Below are 17,789 nucleotides of genomic sequence, written 5' to 3'. Positions count from 1 at the left end.
GCAAGTCGCTGGAGCTATAGTGCCACGGCTATTTTCAGCGACAATGTGATGGTGCTTTAAAAGCACCATCACTCCAGCCACTTCTATGTTTACAAAAAAGCACACAACCTTAAAGAGGTTGAAAATTGATTGTTCCCCAGGAACGAGCACAACCTGTGCCTAACGCCTGAAATTTATCAAGGACGACGTTGGATAAGAGTAGTACACCATACTGGGCTGGTGGCGTAGACCTCCTGCTCAAGCGCTAAAAGACAGATAACAAAAAAAGGTGACAACATGCCCCGCAGCGACTTCTTGCATAACTGCCAACTATTATCGAAATCAAAGAGCGGCTTCGCGATAAAGCGCAGATCAGCAGTTGGTCATTTGGCCATGTGCATTCAAGCCTGACTAGCCAGTTCGTCTTACCTAAGAAAAGTGGTAAATTATGTCTATTAGTACGCATCCAGCTTCAACCATTTCTTCGAGCACATTAAAAAGTTCGAGCACGAGCATGCCTCGCAAAGCCGTGGTCGCCGCTGCATTAGGCAACGCAACGGAATGGTTCGATTACGGAATCTATGCTTACGGGCTCACCTTCATCTCAGCTGCCTTGTTTCCTGGCTCTCAATCTGAAGCCCTTTACTTCGGCCTAGCAACATTCGCTATCTCGTTCCTCATTCGACCCCTTGGCGGGATGTTTTGGGGGCCACTAGGTGACCGAATTGGCCGCAAGCGCGTGCTGGCCATGACTGTCCTCATGATGTCTGTAGCAACATTTATTATTGGCATCCTGCCTACTTATCAATCGGTAGGCTGGATAGCACCTGTAGCGCTTATCGCGCTGAGGCTCATCCAAGGTTTCTCAACTGGCGGTGAGTACGGTGGAGCAGCTACTTTTCTAGCGGAATACGCGCCTGACAAGCGGCGAGGTTTTTACGGTAGCTTCCTGGAGTTTGGCTCCCTCGCTGGTTTTTCACTCGGCGCTTTGGTGACCTTGAGCGTATCGGTCGCCATTGGAGATGCCGCCATGTACGAGTGGGGGTGGCGCGTTCCATTCCTGATCGCAGCTCCACTGGGCGTCATCGCAGTCTATTTGCGCACCAGGATCGAAGACACCCCTGTGTTTCTAGAACTCGAAAAGAAGATGGCAAGCGAGCCTGCTCGACCCAAAACTTCTATTTCTGAAATTTTCGGGAAGTACAAGAAGGCAGCATTGTCGCTAGGTGTACTGGTAGCAGCACTCAACATCACTTATTACATTCTGCTGGCATACATGCCTACTTATATGCACAAGGAAGTCGGAGCAAGCGAAAACATGTCATTGCTTGCACCCCTGGTTGGCATGTTGGTTATGATGATGTTCGTACCATTGGCGGGGCGAATCTCAGATGTGGTTGGCTTCAAAAAGATGTGGTTCTTCTCGCTTATAGGCCTATTCATTTTAGCGATTCCCATGTTCAAGCTAATGTCCACAGGGCTGACGGGGTCAGTGATAGGATTTGCAGTGCTAGGAGCGTTTTTTGTCCCTCAGCTTGCCACCATTTCCGCTATGTTCCCGGCAATGTTTCCAACGCAAATCCGGTATGCGGCGCTGGCCATTGTTTACAATATTTCGGCGTCTATTTTTGGCGGTACAACACCACTGGTATGCGATCAAATTATTAAATTCCTCGGCTCACCTGACGCACCTGCCTACTACATTATGGTTGCATCAGCACTTGGGATTATTGCATTGTTCTTTGTGATCGAGACAAAAGGCTGCTCGATTCGCGGGGATGGAATCCCTGGGGCAAAGTAACCTAATAGGTAGATGATATAGAGCCTGGGTGCAAATCTGCACCTAGGCTGTTGCGAAGCTACAATCCTCCGGGCAAGCCGACTGGCTACGTCCACCTAAGCAGCAGCGCGCCACCCTTCCTTTTTATTCTTATCACGCCGCTTGGCATTTGGCCCTGATAGCAGGTGTATTCGTTATCTCTTGCCCTAATCGAAGTCGTGCGGTATTTCGCAGTTTATCAACGAAAAAAGTTCAAAGCGCGCAGGAATTGAATACTGCTGTCATCTCTTGCGCGTCATAACGCAGTATTTAATCAATCACATAGCTACCAGCAACACAATCCACTGGAGTGACGAAAAATCATCCGAAATATTGCCTATGCTCTTCAGCGGTTTTAAGATTTTTATCTGAGCTACGTTATTTTTTCAGCGAAATTCACTTCTGGCATCTGGTTACACTGGCCGTATCGCGCACTGCGAGAAGAACAAAGAATTTCTAAATTACGAGGTGCCTGGAAATGCGTGTACTGATACTCGGTAGCGGCGTCGTCGGAACTGTCAGTGCCTACTATCTCGCTCGAGAGGGTTTTGAAGTCGTCGTGGTAGATCGCCAGGACGGCCCCGCGATGGAAACAAGCTTCGCAAACGCAGGGCAGGTTTCTCCGGGGTATGCCTCACCTTGGGCAGCACCTGGAGTGCCATTGAAGGCCATTAAATGGATGCTTCAGCAACACGCACCTTTAGCGATCAAACCTACGTCTAGCCTGGATCAGTATCGTTGGATGATCCAGATGTTGCGCAACTGTAATCCGGCAAGCTATGCAGTTAACAAAGAGCGGATGGTTCGGATTTCCGAATATAGCCGAGACTGCTTGGATGAACTCAGGGCTGAGACTGGTATATCTTACGAGGCTCGCCAGCTCGGTACTACGCAACTGTTCCGCACTCAAGCTCAAGTAGATAATGCTGCTAAGGATATAGCTATCCTGAAACAGTCAGGCGTGCCTTTCGAGTTACTTGATCGCGACGGAATTGCTAAAGCTGAGCCGGCGCTCGCAAGTGTGCGCGATAAGCTAGCAGGGGCTCTTCGCTTGCCAAATGATCAAACCGGTGACTGCCAGATGTTCACGCGGAAGTTGGCAAAGATGGCCGAAGAGCTTGGTGTGGAGTTTCGTTTTGGATGTAATATTGACCGCCTCGAATGCTCTGGAGATACTATTTCCGGCGTATGGATCGACGGAAAACTCGAAGTAGCCGACCAATATGTGCTGGCGCTGGGAAGTTACAGCCCCCAGATGTTAAAGCCGCTGGGCATCCAAGCACCTATCTACCCCCTTAAGGGATACTCCCTTACGATTCCCATCACCGATGCAAGCATGGCTCCCTCATCAACCATTCTTGATGAAACCTACAAGGTCGCTATCACACGCTTCGATGATCGAATCCGTGTTGGTGGCATGGCTGAAATAGCAGGCTTCGATCTGTCACTGAACGCTCGCCGCCGAGACACGCTTGAGCTTGTTGTAGGCGACCTTTATCCAAAAGGTGGGGATCTCACCAAAGCTACGTTTTGGACAGGGCTACGGCCAGCAACGCCTGACGGTACTCCGATTGTAGGTAAAACAAAATACCGCAACCTGTTCCTCAATACCGGCCACGGGACTCTAGGCTGGACGATGTCTTGCGGCTCAGGTCGATTGCTGGCCGATTTGATGGCAGGAAAAAAGCCAAAGATCAGCGCCAAAGGCCTTGATATCTCCCGTTACTCCAACCAAAAGGAAGCCCATAATCATGGCAATCCAGCGACTGCACTCTAATGAGCGCCTGAGCAACACCGTTATTCACAATGGCATCGTCTATCTCGCAGGCCAGTTGGCGAACAACCACGATGCCGACATTCGCACTCAAACTGCCGAGACCCTGGCGAACATCGACAGGCTTCTTGAGGAGGCCGGTAGTCACAAGTCGAAAATCCTCACAGTGACTATCTATCTGAAAGACATCACCACCGACTTCGCTGCCATGAACGAGGTTTGGGAAGAGTGGGTCGCGGAAGGTCAGGCTCCTGCGCGAGCCTGTGTTGAGGCCGCTATGTTCAAGCCAAGCCTGCTCGTTGAGATGTCCGTAGTAGCAGCAATCGCCTGACGCTTACAAGCGCACCCGGCAGGCGCCCATCCAGCCTGGTAACAGGTCAGAGGCGCTCGCCGGGCACCGCTAAATCGATCCAGGAACAAACTCATGAACCACGTGCTTGCCGACATTAAAGAGTTTCAACAAGAGCTCATCGCTATCAGGCGCGACATCCACAAACATCCTGAAACCGCTTTCGAAGAACATCGCACCTCACAGCTGGTCGCCGACCGGCTCACTCAGTGGGGCTTGGAGATTCACCGTGGACTGGCAAAAACCGGGGTCGTTGGAACGCTCGTTGGACGCTCGCCAGGAATCACCATCGGCCTGCGTGCCGATCTCGATGCACTCAACATCGAGGAGCACTCCCTGCGTGGCCACAAATCAATTCACGAAGGGAAAATGCATGCGTGCGGGCATGATGGCCACACTGCAATGCTCCTAGGGGCGGCACGCTACTTTTCTCTGAATCGGGATTTTCCAGGCATCATCCATTTCATCTTCCAACCCGCCGAGGAGGGCCAGGGGGGCGGACGAGTGATGATAGAAGAAGGCCTATTCAAGCTTTTCCCCTGCGATATGGTGTTCGGCATGCATAACATGCCTGGCATTGCTGCTGGCGACTTTGCGATCTGCCCAGGCCCCATGATGGCTGCCAGCGACACATGGACGGTTACCTTCTCAGGTTCAGGTGGCCATGGCTCTATGCCGCACCTGGCCACCGATGCAACGCTCGCAGGAGCGAACTTCATCACCGGCATCCAGTCGATCATCTCTCGCAATGTGGCTCCATCCGACTCTGCCGTGCTCAGCGTCGGATACGTGTACGGCGGCCACTACAACTCAGCGAACGTGATTCCATCGTCGGTTGTTGTCCGAGGTACTGCTCGAAGCTTTTTGCCAGAAACCCGTGACCTGATTGAGAGACGTATGACCGAGATCTCTCAGGCATGTGCAGCAGCGAACGGGTGCGAAGTCGAATTTGAGTACCTGCGGCGATATCCGCCCGTGATCAATGCAGCAGTTCAAACCGAGCTGGCTGTCAGTGCGGCAGGCCTAACTGTTGGCGAGGGGCGTGTGAACACTGAACTTAAGCCACTGACTGCAGGCGAGGATTTTTCCTTCATGCTTCATGAGGTGCCAGGGGCCTACATTTTGATCGGGAATGGCCGAGATGATGGGTACGCTGCCAACATTCACACGCCTGAATTCGACTTCAACGACTCGATTCTGGCAACTGGCTCGGCCTACTGGGTCAACCTGGTCAAGGTTGCTAATGGCTAAGCAGTTCATCACATGTCTTGAAGCCAGGATTTAGTCCTCGGTTGGTGAAGCTGGTGTTTCCAAGATCCTTTGGTAAAAACCCAGATCCAGCCACTGACCGAACTTGAAAGCAGCCTGCTTGATCACCCCAGCCTCAACGAAGCCGAGCCGTTCATGCAGTATGATGCTGCCTCGGTTGGTGGTATCGATCCCTCCTATCATCGTGTGAACGTCACGTGCGATAGCCTCGTCTATGAGCTTCTGCATTAGAAGCTTCCCTAGCCCTTTGCCACGGGATTCATGGTGGATGTAGACCGAGTGCTCGACGCTGTATTTGTAGGCGGGCCAGGCGCGGAACGTCCCATAACTGGCGAAACCGAGAAGCTTCCCGGCATCGTCTTCAACGCCAACCACCGGGAAGTCGTTGCGTCGCTTTACCTCAAACCACCCGATCATGGATTCGGCAGTCCTAGGCTTGTAATCGTACAGGGCCGTGGAGGTCAAAATCGCGTGGTTGAAAATCTCCAGTATCGCGGCTGAATGCCGCTCTTCGGTACAACGCACCAGGTTGTTCATATGCTCTCCAGAAATCCACTATATGATACGATTCGTATCGCATAGGTGATTTGCGCAGAAGAGAAGACATGAAGACGATTGATCAGATCATCGCAAAACAGCTTTCATCGCTCCGTCAGGAACAGCGCCTGAGCTTGGCCGAACTTGGCGAGAAGGCAGGCGTGAGCAAGGCCATGATCTCGAAAATCGAACGACTTGAAAGCAGTCCAACAGCTGCAGTTCTGGGTCGACTGGCAGCGGGCTTAGGGGTTTCGCTGACCGAGCTACTCACAGAGGAAACTGCGCTTCCTTACTCAATTCTGCGACGTCAGGCAGACCAGCCAACCTGGCAGGACAGCCAAAGCGGCTACATCCGTAGGCAGGTCGCGGAACGGAAGGAGTCTAGCAGTAGCGAGCTGATCGAAATCGACCTGCCACCGGCTACTCGAGTCGATTACCCTCAATGGCACAGCAATCCCTACCATCAGCGAGTTTGGTTGCTCGAGGGGGCGCTAGAGGTGCTGTACGGTGACGAGAGATACTCGATGCAGCCTGGTGATGTGCTTGAATTTGCGGTCGACAGGCCGGTGAGTTACATCTCTGGCCAGGACGATGGCTGCCGCTACCTGCTGAACCTTTTATATCAATGAATGCAGGCTATACGGCCACACGGACGTAACGTCCAACGCCTATCGAGTGGGGACTGCTCGTAACTCATTACGCAGGCTGGTGATACTGCCCGCGTGTATGCGTCCGTCCAGCTCACGTTGCGTAAGTCAGGTCTGCACCCACTCATGCGGTAGCAGTTGGCCGATCTGACAGGCCCGCTTTGTCGGTAGGGGAAAGTGTGCCGGAGCTGATCGTACTCGAAACACCTCTGAGCCAAGCATCCAGGGTACTTACAGAAATAAAAAACCGCCTGGAGAGGCGGTTTTAAGGTCTTGCTCGGGGTCTCCGGCTCTCCACGACGGGGTTTAGGTTGCCGTTGAAGAGGTCTTTTCCTCTGAGAGGTTCTGGCGCCGGACACGTACTACATGAGGCTACCTACCAGGCATTCGCTGCGTCAAGAAGCGATGCTTACTGACGCCACGATTCCACAGTCTCGGCACCGTGTTCAGCTTTCCATGCCTTCAGAACAGCGTGGTTGCCGCCCTTGGTTTGCACGACTTCACTGTTGTGCGGGTTTTTGTATACCTTGACCTCGCGTGGCTTGCGAGTGGATTTCTCTTGAGTCTGAGGGGCTAGACGACGAGTGCCAGCTTGCGGATCCAGGATGTTAATCACTTCGCGGAGGCTGTAACCGTATTCGCCAAGCAAGGCACGGAGTTTGTTTTCAAACTCCATTTCGGCCTGGATGGCGCCATCGCTTTTCATCGCTTCCAATTCTGCGAGCTGCTGAGCGAGTTGCAGCTCAAGACGACGGAATTCTGCAAGACGAGACATTGTTAGCTTCCTACGTTGTTGGTGGGGCAAGAATACATTCAGTCCCTGCTCAACTGCTATCCCGGACTGAAGATAGCTCTCGATCTAAAACAGGGTTTTCACCTCAACGAACACCGATCCGGTCTCTGCGGCAGCTCGAACCTTGCGGTCGATGACTTCGGCGAACGGTATCTGTTTGTCGAGTGCGTCGTGGATGTCTTTGCCAGAAATACACACCAGGCTTTTCCCACGACCGAAGGCTTCTAGTCCAACATCCGTGAAACCGTAGTAGCTGATGAACACTCCGCGTGTCCATGCAGCCTTCTCGTTGATCTTGCCCTGTAGGATATGAAGCTCACCAGCTCCAACGGGGTTAGTTACCCACTTCGCTTCGACGAGGTAGATGTCACCGCGACAGAGGAAGCTCCCGTCGATCTGTTCCCCGGTATTCCGGAAAGGGGCACGTGGTTGGAGATTGGAGGCCTCAAACAACTGCTGCAGGAACGTCTCAAACGCATAACCACGTGCCTGAGGCGCGAGCTTATGGATATCAAGCAGGGCCTGCTTGAGCTTGGCCGCCTCATCAATGCTGACTTTGCGTACTGCGGCAAATGGATCGCCTGCAACGCCGCTACTGGAGGTGCCCGATTCCAAATCTTGGATCAGGGTTAGAAAACGCCCTTCGGCATTCGCAACTGGGTCATCTCGACCTTCATACAACAGGTGAGCCTGTCGATGTGCCCACACGGCCTTCAAGGCTCGTACACACGTCTGGGTATCTGCAAGGTTTAGGAAGCTGCGAAAGCGCTTGGCCTTGGACGTACCATCGGCGGTGAAGAGTTGATCATCAATATCGATCTCCAACTCCCCGAGGAAGAACCGGCTGAAGGTAGCGTTCGAAAAATCCAAAACGTACCCCCCTTCCATTTCGAAGAGGAGATCCAGGAGCTTCATATCAAACGGTTTTATCTTGGGCATGCCACGCGTCCTTGATCAAGCACAGCTAATCGAGCATACGACATCGCTGTGAAAGACCCAACGGGCTATCGAGCTCAGAGCCCACCATCCGAAACGATAGTAAGCCCGGGCTTCTTCTAAGAAGTCAGAGAAGCATTGCTGCTATGTGCGGAGCAGAGCGTACTGACCCAGGTCGTACCCACCTGCCTTGCAGGAGAGCCACAGTAGGAGCAAGTCTTCAGCGATAGCTCGGTGGCAACATCCACCGCTCCTCGGCAGTAGGCATCCCCGCCATCGTAGAAAAAGTGCAGCTCGCCGAATTTGGATTTGATCTGCGCGACGGTCACCGGGACAACATCAGGGTGGCGAGCCAGATGATCCCGCAGCGTATCGCACAGTGCGAGGAGGAGGTTTTTCCAGCCAGGCCCGCAGTAGATCAAATCGACGCCAGGATCAGAAAACAGCTGCGGATAGCGCTGACGGAACTCTCCAATGTCGATCTCGGGTAGAACTTCAGGCGGCGTCTTCATAGTGCTTAAGTTTCACTGTAGGGGTAGAGGCTCGGCCATGTGATTTGCGATCAAACCGCAAGCGGAGCGCGCCGGCCCACGACGGGCCATAGACGTGAGGATGGAAGCCCGCAGGGCCAGGCCGCACGAACGTGTGGCCTGGTTCACGACAGCCGCCCGCGCATGCGGCACGCCTCACAATCAGCGGTGCTGCTTGCTGAGCCTTGGGCACGCTCGCATGCCCAGTCTCAAACTAATGAATCAGTTCAGTGTTCGGGAAGCGGTTACCAACCAGTCGGCAAAAGTCCTTCAGGCTTCGACGCCCACCATCGCGCCGGAAGGTGGCAATCACATACCGGGAATGGATGGTAGTGATCACCCAGAATTTCCCTTCCTTCTTCATAGCCAGGATGTCGGAAGTCTGGATCAGGTGCCCATCGGCGAATCGACCATAAGGCTCCTGGCGGACATGGCCAAAAACTACGCCCACAGCGCTTAGTCTGTGAATATGGACGTTCACGAGAAACGCAGTGATCTCGTCCTCATACTGTTGGCCAACCGCTCGAGCAATCCGCAGCAGGTCGAAATCGCTATAGCGTTTGACGTGAAAGTCGACCGCTACCGTGTTGTCCTCTGTCACGCGTGAGCACTCCGATGTTCAGTCCCGGTGCTGGGTTTCGTGGCACGTCGACGGTAAAGCTCTTTCACGCCAATCAGAGAGCCGACATTAAGTTCAGGCTCATGCGTATCGAGGTATACCGCACCGCTCTCGACCTCAAGCACGCAAACGGGCACTTCAGCACGGTCGAACCCCATCGATAGAGAAGTCAGCTTTTCCATCTTCCAACTGCCATCCTTGTTCATCCAGCAGGGGGTGACCGCTTGGACTTCTTGGACAACCAGGCTCTCGTCCTGGGATACCAGCAGCTCCACAAGGCGCGCCTCGTCATTGATCATTTCCTGGGAGGCTACAAATCGATCCTCGAACCGGCGCTTGATGCTGACGTGGTACCAGTGAGTCGCTAGAGATCGGGAGACTGCATGAAAGTGGGCGAGGCCATCCCCAAACATACCTACCGGGCCAGCCTGGTCTTGCGTGCTAATGCGGAACATCGTGGATCTCATCTGGGCAAGTCCGCCTAGCGGAACCTGCGGGTCAAAATAATGCGAATATTGTCTTCAGCGAGGCGGTTTGCTCACGACCCTGGCCGATCAGCACGTACACCGTGTTTCGCGTCTCAAACATGCATACGCCGTCGTAGGTCTTGCACAGCGTGGAACGCACCCACCCTCCAGGCGGAAACCGTCCCTCGCTGTCGTAGATGACGCAATGGGAGTACAGGAACATCGGCTGCAGGCCTACAGAACGAACCCTTGCAAGCGATTCAGGCGGCTCATCCACATGGAAGAGGAGCCAGTCCTCAACGAGGCAGTACGTTCTACGAGGGAAGCGTTCGGCGAGCAGTGCCTCAACCTCAGGTCGAGACAGCAACGTGCCGGCGGAAGAGATTTGTCCTTCCCGGAGCAGCTCGTGCTCATCAGGGCTATCAGTCACCAAGTACCTCGGTATCCAAAACGACGAGGTGATGTGCGAACGGGAACGCAGCGGCAGATCGCCATTCGACTCACTCGAACCAATATATCTGTTTGAGCGAGTCGAGGCAAACGAGGCATACCGTCTCATTTTGCGGAGGCAGAAATGCCGCTACGCCACTCTCTCGCCGCTGTGCTCCAGTCACTGCGAACGCAGCAAGGCCTGTCTCAGCAGGAGATCTCTGGTCTTGTGCGTCAGCAAACAATCAGCGAATTGGAAGCGGCTCGCTTCACGGCCACCATCGATACCGTGAAGGATCTGGCCATTTCATTGAACATCAGCCCAGCGACCCTATTCGCCATGGTCATTGCTGCTGAAAATCAGCAGACGACACACCAGGTGCTGATCGATGCAATTGTGGAAGCAGAGGCCTTGGGCAAAGCCAACGAGATCATGGAGCGACGGCCTCGCGAGATTGAGCATCCGCGTGTGACGGCTGCAAGAGAGAAGTGGAAGGCAGTTCAGGCGCTGAAAAAAGACGGCCTTACCCAGGCTGAGGTGTCTCGTGCTCTGGGGTACTCGAAGGGCACTGTGTGGCGGCTTTGGGAGCGAGAGCCAGGCGTTTAAACCAGCATCGAGGTCGGATCGCGTCACTTGGCCACGAACGTGACCACGGTAGCAAACCTATGCTTCAGGTCTGCGGACAAATTCTTTCAGTCGCTCCCGTGACGCTAAGACCTGGTCTCGGATCTCTTCCGGGTCGATTGACATCCTTCCACCCTCACAGACATGGAGGGTCTTGAGGGAGTTAAGGATGCTCCGATCAACTTGTCGTGCAGCCGCGGCAAGTTGCAATTTTCCAGGCACCTACAGCGTCATTGGACGAAAAGTGACCGAAAAATCATGTACGGAGAGCTTTTTCGACCGGTTCTCCGTGTTAAACGCGAACCTCACCCATACCCATGAGCTGTTTTCGAACCCTCCACAGGTTTGCCAGGGCGAACAGCGTGGTCAACTGAGCCGTGTTTTTCATCAGCCCACGAAAACGTATTTTCACGTAACCAAACTGCCGCTTGATCACGCGAAACGGATGCTCGACCTTGGCCCGTGTCTGAGCCTTGCAGAACTCGATCTTGCGCTTGGCTTTGTACAGTACGCTGCGCTGGTTCAGCTTGGAATAGGTGCTGCGACGCGCTGCAATCTGCCAGATCACCCCCCGATTTTCATGCTCTTCGCGCCTTTCGACACCGGTGTAACCGGCATCTGCATACACGGCGTTTTCTTCGCCATGCAGCAGTTCAGCCACCTGCGTGACATCGGCCACATTGGCAGCGGTGCCATGGACGTGATGCACCAGGCCGGACTCGACATCGGCACCGATGTGCGCCTTCATCCCGAAGAAATACTGACCGCCTTTCTTGGTCTGGTGCATCTCGGGATCACGCTTGCCTTCTTTATTTTTGGTCGAGCTGGGGGCATGAATAATGGTGGCATCGACGATGGTGCCTTGGCGCAGCGACAGGCCTTTTTCCTGCAGATAACCATTGATGACCGCAAGGATTGCCGGTGCGAGCTGATGCTTCTCCAGCAAGTGCCGGAAGTTCATGATCGTGGTGTCTTCGGGGATTGGCGCGCTCAGCGTCAGGCGTGCGAACTGGCGCATGGGCGTGATTTCGTAGAGCGCTTCCTCCATGGCCGGGTCGCTCAGGGAGAACCAGTTCTGCAACAGATGGATGCGCAGCATGGTTTCCAGAGGATAGGGTTTTCTACCGCCGCCGGCCTTGGGGTAGAACGGTTCGATCAGCTCCAGCAGGCCTGCCCAGGGCACCACCTGATCCATTTCGGCGAGGAAGCGCTCTCGGCGGGTTTGCTTGCGCTTGCCGGCGTACTCAAAGTCGGAAAAGCTCATCTGGCTCATGGGCGGCTCGGATCAGGTGTTGCGGGGATTCTCGCATAACTGAAGGCTTGTTCGGAGATTCCTTAACGGCGGCTATAAAGTCTTGCTCTTGCTGCTGCACCCAGGCCGGGCGCTTATCAGGGAACAGCCGAAGCGATAGCTTTCTGACCCAGGACATCTGTACCTCCTTATGAGAAGTTCTCCCTGGCAGCCTTTATAGATCGCCAGGGAGGGTCGCCATCCTAGCATCTCAAGGAAACTTGGCATTCATCAAAGCCTCTATCGCCGCGAGCTTCTCGTCGGAAGATCTACCGTCCTTTGCATCGACAATGCTCTGGATCGACTGGAGGGTCGTGGACGCATTAGGTTCTGCTTTAAGGATTTCTTGAATTTCCGGATCTTGTGTCAGGTGAATGTAGGTGGAGAGTGTGTTCTTAGATGCATGATATGAGTCGTCGCGAGCAATGGACATCGCTACATCAAGTATATTGGCCTTCGACATTTTCGAAAGCTTACTGATGTTGTTAGCGACTAATATTGTGAAGTATCGGTGACGAAAATTATGATAAGAGATGCCTTTGAGGAGCTCTGCGTGTCTCGAAGCTTTGATGACTACACTGTAGTAGGAGTTAAAGGTGCTTCGAGCCAGGGGCTGCCCAGTATCTTCGCTCACAAAGATTTTGTCATGAAGCTCGCTGTGAGGATGGTTGGATCGAGTGAGTATTATGAATTTGTATATTTCTTGCAGCTCGACCCTCGGTATTAATACCTGGCGCAAGCATCCCTTATATTTACCTTTTAAGACGGGAATGTTTCTTACAAGGTTGTTATTTTTGTAGGCGTTAATAATGGAGCTTGCTGGGATGTTAATGGCTTCTTCTATGCGACTGCCAGCGTACTCAAGTAAAGTTGCAAGGGTGTACCATCTATCGATTATATATTGGTTGGAGGTGTAGTCGTGGATTGCCTCATGCCATGCATTCAGCTCATTATTTCGAATGAAGCTTACCGGCTCGGTCGGAGTGTCCCTTAGCTCATCAATACATGGGTGGGTTAGAAATCGCAGTGGCGTTCGCCTGTTAAGTTTGTAGTAGTCCTCTGTTGCGTTGATTTGAAAGTTGCGTGCGCTAGGGTCGATCGTAAGTAAGTTGTAGAGCTTGTTTTCTTTTTGTGTGTGCTCTAGTAGTGAAAGTATGCGTCTGATGGTTCTCTTGATGGTGGTCGAATTCGCTGTTCTAGAGACCTGGCTGTGCTTAACGAAATCGTACAGGGTTTCGTCAGTAACATCAAAGATAGTTAATTTTTTGCGTTCTATATATTCTTGGAAGACGTTTAGAGTATCAGCGTAGCTGAATACTGTTTTGACTGCTGGTCGGGCCCCGTAGCTGTTCGCGCCGCCGCCGAAAGCCGTAAGATAGCTATTGAGTTCCCAACAAAAATTTCCACAGGAGTCAAAAAGCATCGGAAGAGGCGGTGGTGTGACATGGCCGTGATTAAAAAGGAAGTCAAGGCGAGGAGCTTTGGCTACATGAATCATGGCTTCACCAGGGTAAGATGGGCCCTATCAAGTGCCTGGGTGTGGCTTTTTAAAACTTGCTGATATCTGAGGTCTTGGCGAGTCTGTTCGTCCACTCTCGCAGTGAGTTGCATGTAGGCCCTGTACATCTCACCTAATGTATTCGTTAAGTAGTCAATTTGATTTTTTAGAGTGGAGATTTCTTCTTGCTGTGATCGCTGGGTTGTTCGCTTCTGCGGTGGGGAGGGCTCAGTGGCGGGAGTTAGATTGTTGTATTCCTCCAAAGCGGCTGCGAGCTGGTCTGAGTATTCGATGTTGTAAGGCTCTCGCGATGTATTGTAAGAGCAGGAAGTAACTTCGAGGTCAGTGTCTGCCCAGGCGAGAGCTGCCTTGAAAGGTATGCCCCTTTTACTTTTAAGTGCGTCTAGTGAAGGAAGTCGCTGGCCTTCTTCGATTGCTTTTCTTATCAGCAGGATTTTGGCGAGCAAGCTTTGTGTTTTGGCCTGTTTCTCTTGGAGCTTGGCTGCTGAGGTCTCCCCCTTTGAATATCTGCTCATTTTATTTGCTCGCGTATATAAAGACTTTCTGATTGTTGATGATTTGAATTTTGATTTCCCGAAGGCTTGCCAGCTCTTGAAGGTGATCAGATAGCAAAGAGTGGTCGCCAAGTTTGACTTCAAGTTCGCGCTCGGCAAAATCTTTCTGCAGATCTTCGTCGACTAATACGTCTTTGCCGACATGACCCTCAAGGAAGTCTGTTAGGAATTCTAGTGTGTCTCGCTCCCAGTCAGGCTGATTTGCGATATTGGCGTAGTAAAGCGTCACGCTAGGTTCGATATGCCCCATCATCCACCGCAACGATTCAATTTCAGTGCTTCCGCTTAGGTAGAAGAAAAAGGCAGCGAAGAAACGCCTGAATTGATGGGGCCGCGCATACCACCTGGTTTCGCCCATCTTGGGTACTTGAATCCAATCAGAATACTGATCCAGTTTTTTACGAAGTGTCATCTCATTTCGGTCTTTCCCTTTATTAGCGCTGGAGGGCCAGATGGAGGTCATGTTTGGGTGGCGACCCTCCATAAATTCGATGTACTCGTAAATAAAATCCCAAATGACTTTAGGAATTGGGCGCTTGATGATTTCAAGCTCATGGCTGTTACTTGCTTTCGGGATCTTAAGCTTCAAATCCCATAAGCCGTCCAGTTTTGAAACTGTAAGGCAATTCGCATCAAGTAATGCAGCACTCAATACTCGGCAAGCAGAAAAAGTGTGAATAAGGATGCGTGTTGTGATGGCGTAGAAGTCTATTAGTTCGTCAGTGGAGATGTGGTCGCGCATGACCGAGTTGCATTCTATTCCACCCCTGGTGCTGCCGCATTTACCATACGTTTTAATATTGAGGTGTCGCAGTGCTTTGGGGACTGCTACGGCCTCAAGGGTTTGCTTCTTGAAGATGTGTACATTTGACCTTATGGTGCTTGCAGCATATTTTGCGACAATTTCCTTGTTGTAGTAGTCGTCGAGCTCTTGGATGTACTTTCGAATGTGTGGGGCGTAGTCTCGATGGAATACAATCGCGTTGCTGATGTAGTGAAATGCTATATTTGCAGGCATTAAGGGGGTTTGGTTTTTTTCGACAAAATTGTCGGAGACGCTACTAAGTGCATCCGAAATTAAATGTGCCCCCACCTCGAAGCGGTGAGTTTGATGCTCTTTTGTGGCGTGTAAATAGGTTAAGTTCGTGCACTTGTTTTGAATTGTGGAGATGCTGAGGTTATCTGTTTCATCTTCTTCATCGGCAGTATATGTGCAGGTGAATTCTCGGCAGTTGTCTGTATTGTTTTTAAGCTTTTGAATTAGAATCTTTTTTGTAATGGGTGGGATCTGCATTTCTGAGATTAGAGGAACAATATTCCTCAATCCTCTAGATGCTGGGCCTAGTTTTGAGTCAAGTTCCGCGATATTTATGCCCATGAGTGTTAAGTCGTGAGCTTCCAGGAAGGTTTTGATATCGTCCAGCGTGATGTCAGCCAAGGTGACGATCTTAGGGGCCTGATTTGAGCGATGCCTTGCCTCATATACATGGTCGGCAATTTCAAAGGCCGCTCTAACGAAGTGGACGAGAGCATGGGGTCGTCTTGATTTTGAGCTTTCAATCAGGGCGATAGCTGATGACTGTAAGTCCCGGATAAACAGATTCCACACAAGATCTGCTGTGGAGGACTCGTCGAATAACTCATAGTCGAAGCTGATTTTTGCATACTTTGTAGAACGTGGATCATCAGAGGCAGATACTTTTGTTCCGGTTTTTGGGACGTACCATTCCATTTTTGTTGAGGCAGGGTGAACCCAACTAGGAAGTGTATTTTGTGAGACTGCTGCCGATGGCGTGATTTTCTTGATTTTATTGTTAATCATTCGCGCTCACCTCAAGCAGGTCAAAATTGATTAGTTTTGGGGTGGTGTCCGCAAGTAGCTTGATCATCTTTCGACTACCTTCATCTTCGATCTTTGAGATGATCTTCTTGCAGGTGGAAATGAGCTCTTGTTTTGTTCCGTACTTTGCGTAAGAGACAATCAGCTCAATGCCTTCTGGTGAGCAAAGGAAGAGAAGTTTTTGATCTGAGTTGTTAGTTTCTGGTTTATGGTTGATGTTTCTTAGATGTTTTACAGCCTCAATTAACTGGCTCTTGGCGCACTCGTAATTCTGGCCTTTGTCATTGCTGGCAGGCGCTGTTAGCTCTTCTGTGATGAGTAGCTGGATGTTTTGATGGTCGCGGAGTCTCTTTCGGTAAACGAATTCTTGAATCGATGGTGGAATGTAGTTCCTTAATGCTGTTAGCAGAGAGTTACCTAGATAAATCGTGGATTCGAGTGTGTCGCCACCACTCTCAATCCATTTCAGCAGTCCGCGTGAGACTCTGATTTTTGGCATTGATGGCTCAGCCTTGGCCACCCACTCAGGCAGGGAATCAATGATGGCTTTGAAGGCAAGCTTTCTTCTGGTGTCCAAGATTCTATATATCTCTTCCTCTCCAGTTCGAGTTTTACTCGATCCGTCAAGTACAAATAAGTAGTTTGACTTCAGTGCCTGGGCGTGTCGCTCGCGCATTTGTAATAGCATGCATAGAACGGTGTTGGCATCCAGAGTATTCTCGCTATCTGGCTCTGCTTTAGGAGCGTGCCGCTCTATCAATTTATTAGCTCTGGGCTTGAGCGTCGTAATTGTAACGCCACCATCTTCCCTGATGGTTACGAACTGTCCTTCTTTTGTTTTTTTGACTTTGGCATTGGCGAGGTCAGAGACGTTAATGCCAAGTTCGTCAATGATGATGCACATTGCAGCGACCGCAAATTCGTCGGTTATTCCCAAGTGTGGCCTGATTTCATAAGCAGACCAGGAATTTACATGGTGAGCCCCAGGGAAAGAACGACGTGTATACAGCCCGTTCTGCTCTTCAGCCAGGTACGCAACCGTATTGATAAATCCTCTTGGGTGACTTTTCGAAAAGAAACTAATGCGCTGGCCACTTCTGAATGCTCTCTGTGTGGGGTCGAGATTGTCATCTGTCAATCGCATGGCGTTCAGGTCGCTACTTAGGATCATGTCCTGAGTCTGCTTAAACTTGGCATATCCTTCAATGACTATGCTTTGGCAGCGCGTCAAAATCACCGATCTGTGCTTTTCGATTTGGTCAGCGATGTCGTTCAAGGCAGCATCCATTGATGCGGCTTCAATGGCATGTTTTAGTGTCAAGTATCCGAGGATGTTGCATTCTTTTTCTGAGAATACATCTGTCGAATCTGGTATGGGCGGCAGGAGGGTGTTGCTCGGCAACCTTTTTGCTTTTTGAAGCTTGGCTAAGTACAGGTGTACCGCACTGTAATCAGAGATAACAGTTACTTCTTTTACAGGTTTCCCGGTCTTTTCAGAAGTGGCATTACGTCGGTTTGACAGGAATTGACGACAAGCATTTGTAATGACAACTGGCTTCCGGTGCCATTCTGGATCGAGTCCATGTGCAAGCATGAAGAAGTCGCGGATGTGCGGCGCCCGCCGACGCGGAGGATGCTTCTCTACGTAGGCGAGGATGTCCTTGGGGCAGCAGCTTCTGATACCATCAACGAAATTTTCTGATGTCCTGCTCATCTCGCGCCTATCTGAAATCGGTTCAGGTAGGGATCTTAGAGAGAAATCGGGCTTCCGCAAGGGTGAAAGGTATGAACGGCATGGCTTTGCAGCGCTTT

At 51.5% G+C, this 17,789-nt stretch carries 18 protein-coding genes; 6 read left to right on the top strand and 12 right to left on the bottom strand.

Features of this window, described 5'->3' with window-relative positions:
• Positions 1–493 precede the first annotated feature (493 nt).
• The 4 genes from ACE4QZ_RS21200 (at position 494) to ACE4QZ_RS21185 (ending at position 5,172) form a co-directional block, all read left to right on the top strand.
• On the top strand, positions 494–1,780 hold the full coding sequence (locus tag ACE4QZ_RS21200; protein WP_196996910.1) for an MFS transporter: 1,287 nt from the start codon (positions 494–496) through the stop codon (positions 1,778–1,780).
• A gap of 496 nt (positions 1,781–2,276) precedes the next feature.
• On the top strand, positions 2,277–3,575 hold the full coding sequence (locus ACE4QZ_RS21195) for a D-amino acid dehydrogenase (RefSeq protein WP_038408852.1): 1,299 nt from the start codon (positions 2,277–2,279) through the stop codon (positions 3,573–3,575).
• Entirely contained in the window at positions 3,550–3,903 is a 354-nt protein-coding gene (locus ACE4QZ_RS21190; RefSeq protein ID WP_038408854.1) for a RidA family protein, read from the top strand. Before ACE4QZ_RS21195 ends, ACE4QZ_RS21190 begins: the two co-directional genes overlap by 26 nt.
• 93 nt (positions 3,904–3,996) lie before the next feature.
• Positions 3,997–5,172: a M20 aminoacylase family protein gene (locus ACE4QZ_RS21185; RefSeq protein WP_038408856.1), complete on the top strand. Its 1,176-nt coding sequence runs from the start codon at positions 3,997–3,999 to the stop codon at positions 5,170–5,172.
• A gap of 30 nt (positions 5,173–5,202) precedes the next feature.
• On the opposite strand, the gene ACE4QZ_RS21180 is transcribed toward ACE4QZ_RS21185, so the two are convergent.
• Positions 5,203–5,727 (bottom strand): GNAT family N-acetyltransferase, encoded by a 525-nt coding sequence (locus ACE4QZ_RS21180; protein WP_038408858.1) that lies wholly within the window; start codon positions 5,725–5,727, stop codon positions 5,203–5,205.
• Positions 5,728–5,795: 68 nt separating this feature from the next.
• On the opposite strand from ACE4QZ_RS21180, the gene ACE4QZ_RS21175 reads away from it, so the two are divergent.
• The gene (locus ACE4QZ_RS21175) at positions 5,796–6,356 is read left to right on the top strand and encodes a helix-turn-helix domain-containing protein (protein ID WP_038408860.1); all 561 of its coding nucleotides are present in this window, start codon (positions 5,796–5,798) and stop codon (positions 6,354–6,356) included.
• A 427-nt stretch (positions 6,357–6,783) separates the two neighbouring features.
• Here the strand turns inward: ACE4QZ_RS21175 and ACE4QZ_RS21170 are convergent, their stop codons facing one another.
• The 6 genes from ACE4QZ_RS21170 to ACE4QZ_RS21145 all read right to left on the bottom strand — a co-directional run bounded on the left by ACE4QZ_RS21170 (position 6,784) and on the right by ACE4QZ_RS21145 (position 10,149).
• Positions 6,784–7,149, bottom strand: coding sequence for a histone-like nucleoid-structuring protein, MvaT/MvaU family (locus tag ACE4QZ_RS21170; RefSeq protein ID WP_038408862.1), 366 nt, complete (start codon positions 7,147–7,149; stop codon positions 6,784–6,786).
• Positions 7,150–7,233: 84 nt separating this feature from the next.
• On the bottom strand, positions 7,234–8,106 hold the full coding sequence (locus tag ACE4QZ_RS21165) for a restriction endonuclease (RefSeq protein ID WP_038408865.1): 873 nt from the start codon (positions 8,104–8,106) through the stop codon (positions 7,234–7,236).
• 116 nt (positions 8,107–8,222) lie between these two features.
• Positions 8,223–8,615 (bottom strand): hypothetical protein, encoded by a 393-nt coding sequence (locus tag ACE4QZ_RS21160; RefSeq protein ID WP_132579041.1) that lies wholly within the window; start codon positions 8,613–8,615, stop codon positions 8,223–8,225.
• A gap of 232 nt (positions 8,616–8,847) precedes the next feature.
• On the bottom strand, positions 8,848–9,234 hold the full coding sequence (locus tag ACE4QZ_RS21155; protein ID WP_038408869.1) for a hypothetical protein: 387 nt from the start codon (positions 9,232–9,234) through the stop codon (positions 8,848–8,850).
• Entirely contained in the window at positions 9,231–9,707 is a 477-nt protein-coding gene (locus ACE4QZ_RS21150; protein WP_038408871.1) for a hypothetical protein, read from the bottom strand. Before ACE4QZ_RS21150 ends, ACE4QZ_RS21155 begins: the two co-directional genes overlap by 4 nt.
• Positions 9,708–9,750: 43 nt before the next feature.
• Entirely contained in the window at positions 9,751–10,149 is a 399-nt protein-coding gene (locus ACE4QZ_RS21145; protein WP_038408873.1) for a DUF6957 family protein, read from the bottom strand.
• A gap of 144 nt (positions 10,150–10,293) precedes the next feature.
• On the opposite strand from ACE4QZ_RS21145, the gene ACE4QZ_RS21140 reads away from it, so the two are divergent.
• The gene (locus ACE4QZ_RS21140; RefSeq protein WP_038408875.1) at positions 10,294–10,755 is read left to right on the top strand and encodes a helix-turn-helix domain-containing protein; all 462 of its coding nucleotides are present in this window, start codon (positions 10,294–10,296) and stop codon (positions 10,753–10,755) included.
• A 310-nt stretch (positions 10,756–11,065) separates the two neighbouring features.
• On the opposite strand, the gene ACE4QZ_RS21135 is transcribed toward ACE4QZ_RS21140, so the two are convergent.
• The 5 genes from ACE4QZ_RS21135 to ACE4QZ_RS21115 all read right to left on the bottom strand — a co-directional run bounded on the left by ACE4QZ_RS21135 (position 11,066) and on the right by ACE4QZ_RS21115 (position 17,691).
• A complete protein-coding gene (locus ACE4QZ_RS21135; RefSeq protein ID WP_003117291.1) occupies positions 11,066–12,046 on the bottom strand; it encodes an IS5-like element ISPa41 family transposase in 981 nt (326 codons plus the stop codon).
• 229 nt (positions 12,047–12,275) lie between these two features.
• The gene (locus ACE4QZ_RS21130) at positions 12,276–13,562 is read right to left on the bottom strand and encodes a tyrosine-type recombinase/integrase (RefSeq protein ID WP_038408877.1); all 1,287 of its coding nucleotides are present in this window, start codon (positions 13,560–13,562) and stop codon (positions 12,276–12,278) included.
• Positions 13,559–14,098, bottom strand: coding sequence for a hypothetical protein (locus tag ACE4QZ_RS21125; RefSeq protein WP_038408878.1), 540 nt, complete (start codon positions 14,096–14,098; stop codon positions 13,559–13,561). The genes ACE4QZ_RS21130 and ACE4QZ_RS21125 overlap by 4 nt, the downstream gene beginning before the upstream one ends.
• 1 nt (position 14,099) lies before the next feature.
• The gene (locus tag ACE4QZ_RS21120) at positions 14,100–15,959 is read right to left on the bottom strand and encodes a hypothetical protein (protein ID WP_144241747.1); all 1,860 of its coding nucleotides are present in this window, start codon (positions 15,957–15,959) and stop codon (positions 14,100–14,102) included.
• Entirely contained in the window at positions 15,952–17,691 is a 1,740-nt protein-coding gene (locus tag ACE4QZ_RS21115) for a hypothetical protein (RefSeq protein WP_038408881.1), read from the bottom strand. The genes ACE4QZ_RS21120 and ACE4QZ_RS21115 overlap by 8 nt, the downstream gene beginning before the upstream one ends.
• Positions 17,692–17,789: the final 98 nt, after the last annotated feature.

It is taken from the genome of Pseudomonas sp. DCA-1 (genome assembly GCF_046523955.1).
In the GTDB taxonomy this organism is placed as follows: domain Bacteria; phylum Pseudomonadota; class Gammaproteobacteria; order Pseudomonadales; family Pseudomonadaceae; genus Aquipseudomonas; species Aquipseudomonas putida_Y.
This window is presented reverse-complemented; position numbering and strand designations above follow the sequence as displayed.

What these genes read in the sequence shown, in the direction of transcription:
- ACE4QZ_RS21200 (WP_196996910.1), top strand. Translation starts at nt 494, where the DNA reads ATGCCTCGCAAAGCCGTGGTCGCCGCTGCATTAGGCAACGCAACGGAA.
- ACE4QZ_RS21195 (WP_038408852.1), top strand. Translation starts at nt 2,277, where the DNA reads ATGCGTGTACTGATACTCGGTAGCGGCGTCGTCGGAACTGTCAGTGCC.
- ACE4QZ_RS21190 (WP_038408854.1), top strand. Translation starts at nt 3,550, where the DNA reads ATGGCAATCCAGCGACTGCACTCTAATGAGCGCCTGAGCAACACCGTT.
- ACE4QZ_RS21185 (WP_038408856.1), top strand. Translation starts at nt 3,997, where the DNA reads ATGAACCACGTGCTTGCCGACATTAAAGAGTTTCAACAAGAGCTCATC.
- ACE4QZ_RS21180 (WP_038408858.1), bottom strand. Translation starts at nt 5,727, where the DNA reads ATGAACAACCTGGTGCGTTGTACCGAAGAGCGGCATTCAGCCGCGATA.
- ACE4QZ_RS21175 (WP_038408860.1), top strand. Translation starts at nt 5,796, where the DNA reads ATGAAGACGATTGATCAGATCATCGCAAAACAGCTTTCATCGCTCCGT.
- ACE4QZ_RS21170 (WP_038408862.1), bottom strand. Translation starts at nt 7,149, where the DNA reads ATGTCTCGTCTTGCAGAATTCCGTCGTCTTGAGCTGCAACTCGCTCAG.
- ACE4QZ_RS21165 (WP_038408865.1), bottom strand. Translation starts at nt 8,106, where the DNA reads ATGCCCAAGATAAAACCGTTTGATATGAAGCTCCTGGATCTCCTCTTC.
- ACE4QZ_RS21160 (WP_132579041.1), bottom strand. Translation starts at nt 8,615, where the DNA reads ATGAAGACGCCGCCTGAAGTTCTACCCGAGATCGACATTGGAGAGTTC.
- ACE4QZ_RS21150 (WP_038408871.1), bottom strand. Translation starts at nt 9,707, where the DNA reads ATGTTCCGCATTAGCACGCAAGACCAGGCTGGCCCGGTAGGTATGTTT.
- ACE4QZ_RS21140 (WP_038408875.1), top strand. Translation starts at nt 10,294, where the DNA reads ATGCCGCTACGCCACTCTCTCGCCGCTGTGCTCCAGTCACTGCGAACG.
- ACE4QZ_RS21135 (WP_003117291.1), bottom strand. Translation starts at nt 12,046, where the DNA reads ATGAGCCAGATGAGCTTTTCCGACTTTGAGTACGCCGGCAAGCGCAAG.
- ACE4QZ_RS21130 (WP_038408877.1), bottom strand. Translation starts at nt 13,562, where the DNA reads ATGATTCATGTAGCCAAAGCTCCTCGCCTTGACTTCCTTTTTAATCAC.
- ACE4QZ_RS21125 (WP_038408878.1), bottom strand. Translation starts at nt 14,098, where the DNA reads ATGAGCAGATATTCAAAGGGGGAGACCTCAGCAGCCAAGCTCCAAGAG.
- ACE4QZ_RS21120 (WP_144241747.1), bottom strand. Translation starts at nt 15,959, where the DNA reads ATGATTAACAATAAAATCAAGAAAATCACGCCATCGGCAGCAGTCTCA.
- ACE4QZ_RS21115 (WP_038408881.1), bottom strand. Translation starts at nt 17,691, where the DNA reads ATGAGCAGGACATCAGAAAATTTCGTTGATGGTATCAGAAGCTGCTGC.